The sequence below is a fragment of the Aeromonas sp. Y318-3 genome, assembly GCF_027706185.1.
In the GTDB taxonomy this organism is placed as follows: Bacteria; Pseudomonadota; Gammaproteobacteria; order Enterobacterales; family Aeromonadaceae; genus Aeromonas; species Aeromonas veronii.
The window spans coordinates 218,238-231,034 of record NZ_JAPDCN010000001.1; the positions used below are offsets into that span (position 1 = coordinate 218,238).

Annotated in this window: 16 protein-coding genes; 12 read left to right on the forward strand and 4 right to left on the reverse strand. The window is 60.8% G+C overall.

From position 1 onward, the window contains the following. Positions 1 to 68: 68 nt before the first annotated feature. The 12 genes from OKB77_RS01095 (at position 69) to OKB77_RS01150 (ending at position 9,593) form a co-directional block, all read left to right on the forward strand. Positions 69 to 1,016, forward strand: coding sequence for a YbgA family protein (locus tag OKB77_RS01095; RefSeq protein WP_064338600.1), 948 nt, complete (start codon positions 69 to 71; stop codon positions 1,014 to 1,016). Positions 1,017 to 1,085: 69 nt separating this feature from the next. Then, the gene (locus OKB77_RS01100) at positions 1,086 to 1,973 is read left to right on the forward strand and encodes a MerR family transcriptional regulator (RefSeq protein ID WP_150390354.1); all 888 of its coding nucleotides are present in this window, start codon (positions 1,086 to 1,088) and stop codon (positions 1,971 to 1,973) included. Beyond that, entirely contained in the window at positions 1,970 to 3,391 is a 1,422-nt protein-coding gene (gene phrB, locus OKB77_RS01105; RefSeq protein ID WP_064338598.1) for a deoxyribodipyrimidine photo-lyase, read from the forward strand. Before OKB77_RS01100 ends, phrB begins: the two co-directional genes overlap by 4 nt. 1 nt (position 3,392) lies before the next feature. After that, the gene (locus tag OKB77_RS01110; protein ID WP_064338597.1) at positions 3,393 to 3,821 is read left to right on the forward strand and encodes a nuclear transport factor 2 family protein; all 429 of its coding nucleotides are present in this window, start codon (positions 3,393 to 3,395) and stop codon (positions 3,819 to 3,821) included. After that, positions 3,818 to 4,552 (forward strand): SDR family NAD(P)-dependent oxidoreductase, encoded by a 735-nt coding sequence (locus OKB77_RS01115; protein ID WP_064338596.1) that lies wholly within the window; start codon positions 3,818 to 3,820, stop codon positions 4,550 to 4,552. Before OKB77_RS01110 ends, OKB77_RS01115 begins: the two co-directional genes overlap by 4 nt. Continuing rightward, entirely contained in the window at positions 4,549 to 5,808 is a 1,260-nt protein-coding gene (locus OKB77_RS01120; protein ID WP_064338595.1) for an NAD(P)/FAD-dependent oxidoreductase, read from the forward strand. Before OKB77_RS01115 ends, OKB77_RS01120 begins: the two co-directional genes overlap by 4 nt. Beyond that, complete coding sequence (locus tag OKB77_RS01125) at positions 5,805 to 6,587, forward strand: DUF1365 domain-containing protein (RefSeq protein ID WP_150390356.1); 783 nt, start codon at positions 5,805 to 5,807, stop codon at positions 6,585 to 6,587. The genes OKB77_RS01120 and OKB77_RS01125 overlap by 4 nt, the downstream gene beginning before the upstream one ends. Further along, entirely contained in the window at positions 6,587 to 7,843 is a 1,257-nt protein-coding gene (locus OKB77_RS01130) for an SAM-dependent methyltransferase (RefSeq protein WP_150390357.1), read from the forward strand. Before OKB77_RS01125 ends, OKB77_RS01130 begins: the two co-directional genes overlap by 1 nt. Positions 7,844 to 7,845: 2 nt before the next feature. Then, on the forward strand, positions 7,846 to 8,319 hold the full coding sequence (locus OKB77_RS01135) for a DUF2878 domain-containing protein (RefSeq protein WP_150390358.1): 474 nt from the start codon (positions 7,846 to 7,848) through the stop codon (positions 8,317 to 8,319). After that, positions 8,319 to 8,540, forward strand: a complete 222-nt coding sequence (locus OKB77_RS01140) for a TIGR02450 family Trp-rich protein (protein ID WP_005338671.1) — start codon at positions 8,319 to 8,321, stop codon at positions 8,538 to 8,540. Before OKB77_RS01135 ends, OKB77_RS01140 begins: the two co-directional genes overlap by 1 nt. After that, positions 8,497 to 9,039 carry a chalcone isomerase family protein gene (locus OKB77_RS01145; RefSeq protein WP_190973214.1) on the forward strand — a complete coding sequence of 181 codons (543 nt, stop codon included), beginning with the start codon at positions 8,497 to 8,499 and terminating at the stop codon, positions 9,037 to 9,039. Before OKB77_RS01140 ends, OKB77_RS01145 begins: the two co-directional genes overlap by 44 nt. A gap of 14 nt (positions 9,040 to 9,053) precedes the next feature. Then, the gene (locus OKB77_RS01150; protein ID WP_270816820.1) at positions 9,054 to 9,593 is read left to right on the forward strand and encodes a DUF3833 domain-containing protein; all 540 of its coding nucleotides are present in this window, start codon (positions 9,054 to 9,056) and stop codon (positions 9,591 to 9,593) included. A 73-nt stretch (positions 9,594 to 9,666) separates the two neighbouring features. Here OKB77_RS01150 and nqrM read toward each other — a convergent pair whose 3' ends face one another. The 4 genes from nqrM to nqrE are packed head-to-tail and all read right to left on the reverse strand — an operon-like array spanning position 9,667 to position 12,794. Beyond that, entirely contained in the window at positions 9,667 to 9,891 is a 225-nt protein-coding gene (gene nqrM, locus OKB77_RS01155) for a (Na+)-NQR maturation NqrM (protein ID WP_005338668.1), read from the reverse strand. A gap of 9 nt (positions 9,892 to 9,900) precedes the next feature. Beyond that, positions 9,901 to 10,938 carry an FAD:protein FMN transferase gene (locus tag OKB77_RS01160; RefSeq protein WP_199416163.1) on the reverse strand — a complete coding sequence of 346 codons (1,038 nt, stop codon included), beginning with the start codon at positions 10,936 to 10,938 and terminating at the stop codon, positions 9,901 to 9,903. Positions 10,939 to 10,941: 3 nt separating this feature from the next. Then, positions 10,942 to 12,165 carry an NADH:ubiquinone reductase (Na(+)-transporting) subunit F gene (nqrF, locus tag OKB77_RS01165; protein WP_005338656.1) on the reverse strand — a complete coding sequence of 408 codons (1,224 nt, stop codon included), beginning with the start codon at positions 12,163 to 12,165 and terminating at the stop codon, positions 10,942 to 10,944. Positions 12,166 to 12,197: 32 nt separating this feature from the next. Further along, the gene (gene nqrE / locus OKB77_RS01170; protein WP_005338645.1) at positions 12,198 to 12,794 is read right to left on the reverse strand and encodes an NADH:ubiquinone reductase (Na(+)-transporting) subunit E; all 597 of its coding nucleotides are present in this window, start codon (positions 12,792 to 12,794) and stop codon (positions 12,198 to 12,200) included. Positions 12,795 to 12,797: the final 3 nt, after the last annotated feature.

Genomic DNA, 12,797 nt, shown 5'->3' on the forward strand with positions numbered 1-12,797 from the left:
GTTATACAACTTTCATTTTTTTGTATAACTGCTATAACTGAATCAATGCTTATACAAGGAGCGTCATCATGTACAAGATTAAAGTCGGTATCAGTGCCTGCCTGCTGGGACAAGAGGTACGTTTCGATGGGGGCCACAAGCGCTCCAGCTTCTGCCAACGGGATCTTGGCGCTCACTTTGACTATCACCCCGTCTGTCCCGAGATGGCCATTGGTCTCGGGGCGCCTCGCGCCGCCATCCGGCTGGTCAAGCGCAACGGCGAGATCCGCGCCGAGGCGAGCAACGGTAGCTTCGATGTCACCGAAAAGCTGATTGCCTTTAGCGAGCAGAAAGCGCGCCAGCTCGACTTTATCTCCGGTTATATCCTCTGTGCCAAATCACCCAGCTGCGGTATGGAGCGGGTCAAGGTCTATGGCGCCAACAACGAGGGGAGCGCCAAGGAGGGGATTGGCCTCTTTGCCAAGGCGTTGATGGAGGCCAACCCCCTGCTGCCGGTGGAAGAGGATGGCCGTCTGTGCGACCCCATCCTGCGGGAGAACTTCGTGCTGCGGGTCTTTGCTTACCACGACTGGCAGCAACTCTGCGCCCGCGGTATCACCGCCTCTGCGCTGATCCGCTTCCACTCCCGCTACAAGTATCTGGTGCTCTCCCACGCCACCACCCACTACCGGGCGCTTGGCAAGCTGCTCGGCAATCTGGGCAAGTCCGCCAACCTGCAGGAGGTGGCCGACAACTATATCAAGGGATTGATGACGGCGCTGACCCTGCGAGCCAACCGCCGCAGCCACACCAATGTGCTGATGCACCTGCAGGGCTATTTCAAGCGGGTGCTGACCCCGGCCCAGAAGCAGGAGCTTGCCGATACCATCGACAAGTACCGCACCGGCATATTCCCCTTGCTGGTGCCGCTCACCCTGATCCGTCACTACCTGCGCGAGTACCCCAATCCCTATCTCGCCGAGCAGGTTTATCTCAATCCGCACCCCGATACGCTCAAGTTGCGTTACGGGCTCTGAATCCGTGCTGTTGCCCCGGCGCATGGTTTGCGCCGGGGAGCCTTACCCCTCTGTTTGATGGACGTTGTCATGCCTGATTTATCGCAAGAAGTTGCTCCTCTCGCTGATGAGGGGATCTACCCCATTCGCGAGGTCTCCCGTCTCACCGGCGTCAACGCCGTGACCCTGCGCGCCTGGCAGCGCCGCTACGGGTTGGTACAACCGGCTCGCACCGAAAAGGGCCACCGCCTCTACAGCGAGCAGGATATTCGCCAGATCGGCGAGATCCTGAGCTGGCTGGAGCGGGGAGTGAGTATCGGGCAGGTGAAGGGGCTCTTGAGCGAACCCTATTCCGCGCCGGTGAGCGATCACTGGCAGCAAACTCTGGAGCAGTTCAGTCAGGCGTTGCTCGCCTTCAACCAGCGCAAGGCGGAGGCTGAGCTCAACGATCTGCTGGCGAGCTACCCGTTCGAGCTGGTGCGCAGCCGGATACTGCAACCGCTGGTGGAGCGGCTGCTGGGGCTGTGGCGTGAACGGCCCGATGGCGAGCTACTGCAACAGGTGTGGCTGGGCTGGCTCCATACCCGCTTCGCCCGCCACCTGATCGAGCAGGAGAAGGGCGTGCCGATCACGCTGGCGAGTTGGGGGCAAGTCGGCCCCCTCGATCTGGTCTGGGCCGCCTACGAGTTGATCGGTCAGGGTTATGAGGTGCAACTGCTAGGGGCGGTCGAGCCGCGCCATGCCAGCTTGCTTGAGGGGCGTGCTGTTACCCCCTGGCTGGTGCTGCTGGGGGCAGGGCTCGGTAAGCAGGAGCTGGCTACCGGCTGGCCCGCCGGCACGCGCCTGTTTGGTGAGCTGGGGCGCCTCTACGACGATGAGTGGCTTAAAGCCCACGGCTGGCAGGCGAGCCTTGCCGAGCTGATGGTGGACGCACCTGCTGCGGCTGGCGCCAGCGGACGCGGGAGGAAAAAATCATGAAGCTGGTCTGGTTGCGCAATGATCTGCGCCTTGCCGACAACCCTGCGCTACGCCATGCCTGCGCCGGTGATGAACCGGTCGCCGCGCTCTTTATCATCTCCCCCACCCAGTGGCGGCAGCATAAAATGGCACCCGTCCGTCAGCGCTTTATGTTGGCGCAGGTTGATGAGTTGGGGCGCGAGCTGGCGGCCCTCGGCATCCCGCTCCATCTGCTGCGAGTGGAGACCTTTGCCGAGGCGCCCGCAGCGTTGGCAGACCTCTGCCGCGAGCTGGGGGTGACCCAGCTCTATGCCAATCAGGCTATCGAGCTCGATGAGCAGCGCCGCGACCATGCCGTCAGCGCTGCGCTGGCAGAGCAGGGGGTGAGTTGTCACTGGCTCAACGGCTGTTGCGTATTGCCACCGGGGCGGGTGCTGACCGGCTCGGGGGAGATGTTCAAGGTGTTCACTCCCTTCAGCCGAGCCTGGCTCAAGGCCCTCGACGAGGATGGCTTTGTTATTCATCGCGCCCCAGCGCGCCGTGGCGAGCCCTTGCCTTGGCTACCGCTGGCCGAGCGGGACTTCGTCGATGCCGCCCTTGGCGAACTGACGGCAGATCCCCGCTGGCCAGTGGGGGAGGCGGAAGCTCTGCGCCGTTTGAACATTTTTTTGGAGCAGGCGGTGCTCGACTATGGCGAGACCCGGGATTTTCCTGCCATCGCGGGCACCTCTGTGCTTTCCCCCTATCTGGCGGCGGGCATCATCAGTCCTCGTCAGTGTGTGGCGGCGCTTCAGCAGCGGCTTGGCTATCGGCCCCAGTCCAAGGCCCAGCCCGGCTTTGTCTGGCTCAATGAGCTGGTCTGGCGCGAGTTCTATCGCCACCTGCTGGTGCTGATCCCGACTCTTTCCATGAATCTCCCCTTCAAGCCCGAGACGGCGGCCTTGCCGTGGAGCTGGGATCCGGATGCCTTCGCCGCCTGGTGCGAGGGACGGACCGGCTACCCCATCGTCGATGCGGCGATGCGCTGCCTCAACGCTACCGGCTGGATGCACAACCGGCTGCGGATGATAGTGGCGAGCTTTCTCACCAAGGATCTCCATATCCACTGGCGGCTCGGGGAGGATTACTTCATGAGTCGGCTCATCGATGGGGATCTGGCGGCCAACAATGGTGGCTGGCAGTGGGCTGCAGGCACCGGCGCCGACGCTGCGCCCTATTTTCGGGTCTTCAACCCCACCACTCAGGGGCAACGATTTGATCCACAAGGGGAGTTTATCCGTACCTGGGTAACTGAACTAGCCGATACTCCTGCCGCTTATGTGCATCAGCCCCACGACTGGCTGCGACTCAAGGGACGACAGGATTATCCGGCACCCATGGTGGATCACACCGTTGCCCGGGTGAGAGCCATCGAGATGTTTCGCTCTCTGGAGAAATAGGATGAACGAGCCGCTGGCCCGCTTTATTGGCCTCTATCAGCAACTGGACAAACAGCAGTTGCACCGCTTGCCCGAGGTCTATGCCGAACAGGTGGTCTTTACCGATCCGGCCCACCGTATCGAGGGACTGGCGGCCCTTGGCGACTATTTTACCGCCCTCTATCAGCGCCTCGCCTACTGCCGTTTCGTCATCACCAGTCAGCAGCAACAAGAGCAGCAGGCCTGGCTCGGCTGGACCATGACCTTTTCTCACCCCAGATTGCGTGGTGGTGAGCCGGTGACGGTGGAGGGGGCCACCCGCCTCGAATTCGACGAGGCGGGCAAGGTGTGCCAGCACCGGGACTATTTTGACCTGGGCGCCATGCTCTACGAGCAGTTGCCGCTGCTCGGGCCCGTGGTACGCGCCATCAAGGGGAGGCTCGGCGCATGAGCGGCCGGGTGCTCATCACAGGGGCGACCTCCGGTATAGGTCGTCAACTGGCGCTGGATTACCGGCGGGCAGGCTGGCAGGTGTGGGGTTGTGGCCGCGATGGTGAACGGCTGCAGGCGCTGGGGTTGGATGGCGTCACGCCGCTGCAGTTCGATGCTCGTGATCTGGCCGCTATGAGCGGGGTGGCTGCTACGCTGCCATCCCTCGATCTGCTGATCCTCAACGCAGGCAACTGCGAGTACATGGATGTGGCGGAGGGGTTTGACAGCGAGCTGTTTGCCCGGGTGATCGACACCAATCTGACCGCCACCGGCCATGCTTTGGCCGCCTTCTTGCCGTTGCTCGGGGCTGGGTCACGGCTGGCCATCGTCAGCTCGTCGGTGAGCTGGCTGCCGCTGCCACGAGCCGAGGCCTATGGCGCCTCCAAGGCAGCCCTCGACTATCTGGCGGATACCTTGCGCCTCGATTTGGCCAGCAAAGGGATCGGGGTGACCCTGATCCGCCCCGGCTTTGTCCAGACGCCGCTCACCGCCAAAAATGATTTTCCCATGCCCTGTCTGGTGACGGTGGAAGAGGCCTCCCGCGCCATCATGGACGGGCTGACCGCTGGTCGTCACCAGATCCACTTTCCCCGCCGTTTCATCTGGTTGCTGCGCCTGCTTGGTGCGCTGCCGGTGGGTCTCTGGCTGCGCCTTGGCCGCGCACTCGTATCGAAAGGAAGCCATTCATGAAGAAAAAGATCGCCATCATAGGTTCAGGGATCTCGGGGCTCACCGCCGGTTTTCTGCTCCACAAACTCCATGACATCACCCTGTTCGAGGCGGCGCCGACCCTGGGTGGCCATACTGCGACCGTCGATGTGAATCAGGCTGGCCGCAGCTATGCCATCGACACCGGTTTTATCGTCTTCAACGATCGCACCTACCCCAACTTCTTGAGGTTGCTGGCAAGGATCGGCATGGCGCGGCAACCGGCCGAGATGAGCTTCTCGGTGAAGAGCCCGGAGGGGCTGGAGTATAACGGCCACAACCTGGATACCCTGTTTGCCCAGCGCAGCAATCTTCTGAGTCCGCGCTTCTACGGCTTTGTCGCCGAGATTTTGCGCTTCAACCGGGAGGCACGGGCCTGGCTGGCGGATGGTCAGCATCAGGGGGCTGGCCCCGAGCTGACCCTGGGGGACTTTCTGCTGGCGGGGGAGTTTAGCGACTACTTCGCCCGCCACTACATCTTGCCGATGGGAGCGGCGATCTGGTCATCGACGCTGGCCGATATGCGCGCCTTCCCCCTTGGCTTCTTCCTGCGCTTTTTTGCCAACCACGGTCTGCTGGATGTGGCCAATCGCCCCCAGTGGTACGTGATTCCGGGCGGCTCGCGGGAATATATCGGACCACTCACCGCCGGATGGCAGTCGCAGATCCGCCTCGCCTGTCCGGTGCAGAGCGTACGGCGGGACGCGGATGGCGTGGTGATCCAGAGCAGTTACGGCGAGGAGCGGTTTGACGAGGTGATCTTTGCCTGCCACAGCGATCAGGCGCTGGCGCTGCTGGCGGACCCCGGCGAGCGGGAGCAGGCTATTCTCGGCGACATGCCCTATCAGGCCAACGATGTCTGGCTCCATACCGATGCTCGCTGCCTGCCCACCCGCCGCAAGGCATGGGCCAGCTGGAACTATCAGCTCGATGGCAACGATGAGGCGCGGCCGCTGGTGAGCTACAACATGAACATCCTGCAGGGGGTGAACTCGCCGGAGCCCTTCTGCGTCAGCCTCAATCCCAAGGGCAAGGTGGATGAGAGCAAGGTGTTGCGCCGCTTCATCTACCACCATCCGGTGTTCAATCAGGCCTCTATTGCCGCCCAGCAGCGGCGCGCGGAGATCTGCGGCCAGCAACACACCCACTTCTGTGGTGCCTACTGGTACAACGGCTTCCATGAGGATGGGGTGCGCAGCGCGCTGGATGTCGCCAGGCGCTTCGGAGCCGAGCTATGAACGGCGCCACCGTGGTCACCGCACATGAGGGTGCCGACGAACTGGCTGGCGTCACCAGCGCCATCTGGCAGGGCTCGGTACGCCACCGCCGTTTCGCACCGCGGGCTCACGCCTTCTCCTACAGCCTCTTTATGCTGGGACTGGATCTCGACGAGCTGCCGCAGCTCGATCAGGGGCGCTGGTTCGGTGTGGAGCGCTCGGGGCTGCTCTCGTTTCACCGCCATGACTATCTCAAGGGGAGTGAGGGAAGCCTCAAGCAGGCGGTGTGGCAGAAGGTGAGCGAGCTGGGTGGCGATGCCGACCCCGAGGGACGGGTGCTGCTGCTCGGCAATGTGCGCTGTCTGGGGTTCTACTTCAGCCCGGTCAACTTCTACTTCTGCTACCGGCAGGGCGAGGCGCGCTATCTGCTGGCAGAGGTGTCGAATACCCCCTGGAACGAGCGTCACTACTACCTGCTGGATTTGGCGGCGCTGGCACCCCATGACAAGGATTTTCACGTCTCCCCCTTTATGGGGCTGGCGATGCGTTATCACTGGCGGATCAGGCCGCCTGAGCAGGAGACTCTGATCCATATCGAGAGTCACCCCGTATCCGGTGAAGCCAAGCTGTTTGACGCAACCCTGGCGCTCACTCGCGAACCGCTGTCGCGCAAGGGGCTGGTGGCTCTGCTGGCCCGCTGGCCATGGATGACCATGAAGGTGCTGCTCGGGATCTACTGGCAGGCCCTGCGTCTATTTATCAAACGAACCCCGATATTTACCCATCCGGAGAGCCGCTAATGGAACTTGCTCAATCAACCCTCTCTGCCTCTTTCATCGACAAGGGGGCAAGACAACTGCTGCTCAATCTGCTGGGTCGCCTCGAACATGGCCAGCTGCTGCTGCGGGATGGCGGTGAGCGCCACAGCTTTGGCGTTGCGGGTACCGATCTGCATGCCGAACTGGTGGTGCTGGATCCTGCCTTCTATCGTCGCCTGTTGCTGGGGGGCAGCATTGCCGCTGGGGAAACCTGGGTGGAGGGGCTCTGGACCAGCCCGGATCCGGTAGTACTGGTGCGGCTGCTGGCCCGCAACCTGACCCTGCTCGACTCCCTCGAGCGGCGCCTCGGCTGGCTCAGTTTCCCCTTCAACAAGGTGCGCCACTGGCTCAACCGCAATACCCTGACCGGTTCGCGCTCCAACATCGCCGCCCACTACGATCTCGGCAATACCCTCTATCAGGGGTTTCTCGACAGCCATATGCAGTACTCGAGCGCCATTTATCCGAGCGCTGAGGCCACTCTGGAAGAGGGTCAGCAAGCCAAGTTGCGCACCATCTGCGAGCGGCTGGAGCTGGGACCTGACGATCATCTGCTGGAGATCGGTACCGGCTGGGGTGGCCTCGCCGTCTATGCCGCCCGCCACTACGGCTGCCGGGTGACCACCACGACTATCTCCCGGGCCCAGCATGACTATGCCAAGGAGTGGATTGCGCGGGAGGGGCTGGGGGATCGCATCACCTTGCTGCTGGAGGATTACCGCAAGCTGGAAGGCACCTATGACAAGCTGGTCTCCATCGAAATGATTGAGGCGGTGGGCCATGCCTTCCTGCCCGACTATTTCCGCCAGCTGTCGCGGCTGCTCAAGCCCGGTGGCCGTCTGCTCATTCAGGCTATCACCATCGCCGATCAGCGCCACGCCCAGTATCTGCGCGGGGTCGATTTTATCCAGCGCTACATCTTCCCCGGTGGCTGTCTGCCGAGCGTCTCCCAGATGGCGGGGTTGCTGGCGCGGGAGACCGACATGCAGCTGGTGCGGCTGCATGATCACGGCCATCACTATGCCCGCACCCTGGCTCACTGGTGCGATCGCTTTCTGGCGCTGGCGCCCGAGCTGCCCAAGCTCGGTTACAGCCAGGATTTCATCCGGCTGTGGCACTTCTACTTTGCCTATTGCGAGGGGGGATTCTGGGAGCGCACCATCAGTCTGGTGCAGCTGGAGGCCGCCAAGCCGGGGCCCGCTGGCTGGTCGGGTGATGTGCCAGTAAGCGGTCACTGACCATGTGGCAGTGGGCTCACCTGCTGGGGTTCAACCTCTACTGGTTGCTGGCGGTGAAGTGGCAGCAGCCGGGCCCGCTGCTGGCAATGTTGCTGTTGCACTTTCTCTTCTCACCCAGCCGCCAGTGTGACTGGCGGCTGCTTCCCATCGCGGTGGCCGGCTGTCTGCTGGATGTGCTGCTCTGGCAGCTCGGCCTGTTCCGGTTCCCGTCCGGTTTTCCCCTCTGGCTGGTGCTGCTCTGGCTCGGTTTTGCCCTGACGCTGGCCCACGGTATGCGCTGGCTGCTGCGCTTGCCTCGCTGGCAGCAGGCGCTGTTTGGCGTATTTGGCGGTGCCTCCTCCTATGTGGCGGGGGCTGCCATGGGGGCAGTAAACTTACCTTGGGGCATCTGGATCAGTTCGGCGCTGCTGGCAGTGATCTGGATGTGGTGGTTACCCGTACTCCTGTGGGTAATGGTCAAGCTGGAGGGTGAATGATGACAAACACCTTTTCGACCGACTCGTTGCTTTTTTCCAAATGGACCAAAGAGAGCCAGCATGAGCTGACTGATCGCTTCTATCTGGTGGTTGCCTGCCAGCGGGATGCGCAGGGGCAGCTGGTGCAGGTGGTGATGCAGGATATCAATACCCTGCAGGAACAGGAGATGGATTGGCATGAACTGGAAGACCCCAACCACTGGCATATGGGGTGGAATTAACCCGCTGCTGCTGGCGTTTACGCTCTTTGCTGCAACCGCGGTGCAGGCTTCTGCCGCCCCCTGGCAACAGTTGCGCCCGGTCGGGCAGGGGGAGATGAAATGGCTATGGTTCAAGCTCTACGATGCCACCCTCTACAGTGCGAGCGGGCGCTATCAGCCCGGTCACTATCCACAGGCACTGACCCTCACCTATGCCAGATCCATCGAGCGGCAAGATCTGCTGAGCGCTACTGCCGCCGAGTGGCAGCGGCTCGGTCTTGGCTCTGACGCCGAGCGTCAGCGCTGGCTCGGCCGGCTCGCTGTACTCTGGCCCGATGTGCAGGCAGGCGACAAGCTCACCTTCTATGTCGACAAGGGCGGGGCAGGCCACTTCTGGTGGCAGGGGAAGTCCCTCGGGACTCTGGCCGATCCGCAATTCTCGGCCGCTTTTCTCGCCATCTGGCTGGCTGACAACAGCCGCGATCCCGCCCTGACCCGCCGCCTGCGTGGCCAACCCTGAACATGGAGTCTCTGATGTCTTTCTATCGTGCATACCGCTGGTTGCTGTTGCTCCCCTTTTTGCTGCTGAGTGGCTGTGGTGCCAGTCTCGATGACTATCGGGGGCAGGGGCCAAACTGGGATCTCGCCCGTTTCTTCAACGGCAAATTGGTGGCTCACGGCCTGGTGACCGACCGCAGCGGCGAAGTGACCAGTCGCTTTCGGGTCGAGATGGTGGGTCGTTGGAAGGATGGCAAGGGAGAGCTGTTCGAGCAGTTCTACTTTGATGATGGCCGCCAGCAGACCCGTACCTGGTATCTGAGCAAGGGCGATGATGGTCATTGGCGCGGTACTGCTTCCGATGTGGTGGGGGAGGCGATGGGCAAAAGCCAAGGGTTTGCCCTCAACTGGCGTTATCAGCTTGATCTGGCGCTGCCGGATGGCGAGGTAGTGCGGGTGAGCTTCGATGACTGGATGTATCTGCTGGACGAAGATCGTCTGATCAATCGTGCCGAGATCAGCAAGTTCAGTATCCATCTTGGCGAGGTGATCCTCTATATCGAACGTCAGCCCTGACCGTTAACGCAAGATAACGGCCAGTAAAAAGCGCGCCTCGGGCGCGCTTTTGTTTACCGAAAAACCAGAGTCATCAGATGATGCGGTTCTCTTCCAGCATCTTGCGACGGGCCTCTTCCTTGGCCATCTTCTTCTTGCGGTTGTCACAGGGTTCCGGGCAATCGCACTCTTTCTCGATGCCGACACTACCCAGACCGCCACAGGAGCCGGAGATGGTCTTCTTCTGGAAGATGTAACCGATAGCCATGGCGGCTATCACCAGCATGAATACCCCGAAGGTGATCAGAAAAATCTGCATCTCTACCTCTTACTTCTTGACCAGATAGGGCTTGAAGGCATCGGAGTAAGCCTCTTCAAAGCCGTTGTCCGTCTTGGTGACCACGAAGATCGCCAGGCCGCGCTCGTTGGCATAGGCCAGGCTTTTCTCGGTCCCCATCACCATAAACACGGTGGCCAACCCGTCTGCAGTCATGCAGGAGGGATGGATCACGGTGACCGACACCAGACGGTGCTGGATCGGTTTGCCGCTGCGCGGATCTATGGTGTGGGAGAAGCGCTGACCATCCAGTTCATAGTAGTTGCGGTAATCGCCGGAGGTGGCCACCCCGTTGTCACCGGGCACGATCACCTCTTGTACCGTGCCGGTGCCTGCGGTGGGCTTCTCGATGGCCACGCGCCAGGGGTGACCCTTACCGTTGACGCCATTGATCCGCAGCTCGCCACCAATCTCCACCAGATAGTTGCGCGCACCCAGTGACTCCAGATATTCGGCTACCTTGTCCACACCAAAGCCCTTGGCGATGGCAGAGAGATCGACGTAAAGATCCGGAATGTCTTTTTGCAGGGTATCGGCATCTACCGAGGTGATGACGTGCAGGTTGCCCAGACCGGTCTTCTGGCGAGTCTGGGTGATCAGCTCGTCGGAGGGAACCTTGGTCGGCTTCTTGTCCGGGCCAAAGCCCCACAGATTGACCAAGGGGCCAACGGTGACGTCCAGCGCCCCCTGGCTCTCACGGCCAATGTGAATGGCCTCTGTGACGACCCGTGCGGTATCGCGGGAGACCACTACCGGTTTGTTGTCACGGCTCTGGTTGAAGCGCGACAGTTCGGAATCGGGGCGATAGGTCGACATCTGATCGTTGACCCGCTCCAGCAACACATCCACCTCAGCTTGAAGCTTGGCCGGATCGGTGATGGCGCTGTCCGCCACCTTGATGGAGTAGTAAGTGCCCATGGTGCTACCGGTGATGTGGATCTCCGGTTTGGATTGGACCGTCTCCTGACCGCACCCAGTCAAGAAAAAGGCTAGCCCGAAGGCTAGCCAGGTCTTTACAACACTGTGCATGGATTAACCACCAAAGTCATCCAACAGGATGTTTTCGTCTTCAACGCCCAAGTCTTTGAGCATGTTGATGACGGCAGCGTTCATCACCGGAGGTCCACACATGTAGAACTCGCAATCTTCCGGTGCTTCGTGGTTCTTGAGATAGTTCTCGTAGAGCACGTTGTGGATGAAGCCGGTGTAGCCGTCCCAGTTGTCTTCCGGTTGCGGATCAGACAGGGCGACGTTCCAGGTGAAGTTCTCGTTCTCGGCGGCGAGCATGTCAAAGTCTTCGACATAGAACATTTCGCGCTTGGAACGGGCACCGTACCAGAAGCTCATCTTGCGCTTGGACTTCAGGCGACGCAGCTGGTCGAAGATATGGGAACGCATCGGCGCCATACCTGCACCACCACCGATGAATACCATTTCGGCATCGGTATCCTTGGCGAAGAACTCACCGAACGGACCGGAGATAGTCACCTTGTCGCCAGCCTTCAGGCTGAAGATGTAGGAGGACATCTGTCCCGGAGGGGCAGTCCAGTTGCTGGGCGGCGGGGTCGCGATACGCACGTTCAGCATGATGATGCCGAACTCTTCCGGATAGTTGGCCATGGAGTAGGCACGGATGATTGGCTCATCGACCTTGGACTCCAGCTCAAAGATCTTGAAGCGATCCCAGTCACCGCGATACTCCTCGGGAATATCGAAGTTCTTGTAGTGCACGTGGTGAGCCGGGGCTTCAATCTGGATATAACCACCGGCGCGGAACGGTACGCTCTCGCCATCGGGGATCTGCAGCTTGAGCTCCTTGATGAAGGTGGCCTTGTTATCGTTGGAGATAACAGTACATTCCCACTTCTTCACCCCGAAGATCTCTTCCGGCAGTTCGATATCCATGTCGGAGCGAACGGTAACCTGACAGGCCAGACGCTCGCCATGACGGGCTTCGCCCTTGCTGATGTGATCCAGTTCGGTCGGCAGAATGTCGCCGCCACCGGATTTCACCCGTACCTTGCACTGGCCGCAGGAGCCACCGCCGCCACAGGCGGAGGAGACGAAGATACCGCTGCCAGCCAGCACGCCGAGCAGCTTGCCACCGGCCGGGCTGGTCACAGCCTTGGCCGGGTCACCATTGATGCTGATTGTCACGTCGCCCGCGGTCACCAGCTTGGACTTGGCGAACAGAATGACTGCCACCAGTGCCAGCAGGATCACGGTAAACATGACCACACCCAAAATAATTTCCATCTATCGTTCCTTTCTGATTGCAGGAAAGCCGATTACAGGGAGATACCAGAGAAGGACATGAAGCCCAGCGCCATCAGACCGGCGGTGATGAAGGTGATGCCCAGACCGCGCAGGCCTTCCGGAACATCGGAATACTTCATCTTCTCGCGGATACCTGCCAGCGCAACGATCGCCAGCATCCAGCCTGCCCCTGAACCCACACCGTAGACCACAGACTCCATGAAGTTGTAGTCACGCTGCACCATGAAGGAGACGCCACCGAAGATGGCGCAGTTCACGGTGATGAGCGGCAGGAAGATACCCAGCGCGTTGTAGAGTGCCGGGAAGTACTTGTCCAGCGCCATCTCCAGGATCTGTACCAGTGCTGCAATCACACCGATGAAGGTGATGAAGCTCAGGAAGCTCAGATCCAGACCGGATACCAGAGCGCCATCTTTAAGCACGTAGTTGTAGATCAGGTTGTTGGCAGGAACCGCGATGGTCTGCACCACAATAACGGCAATACCAAGACCCATAGAGGTCTTTACCTTCTTGGACACCGCCAGGAAGGTACACATCCCCAGGAAGAAGGAGAGTGCCAGGTTTTCGATGAAGATCGATTTAATCAACAGACTCAGATAGTGTTCCATACC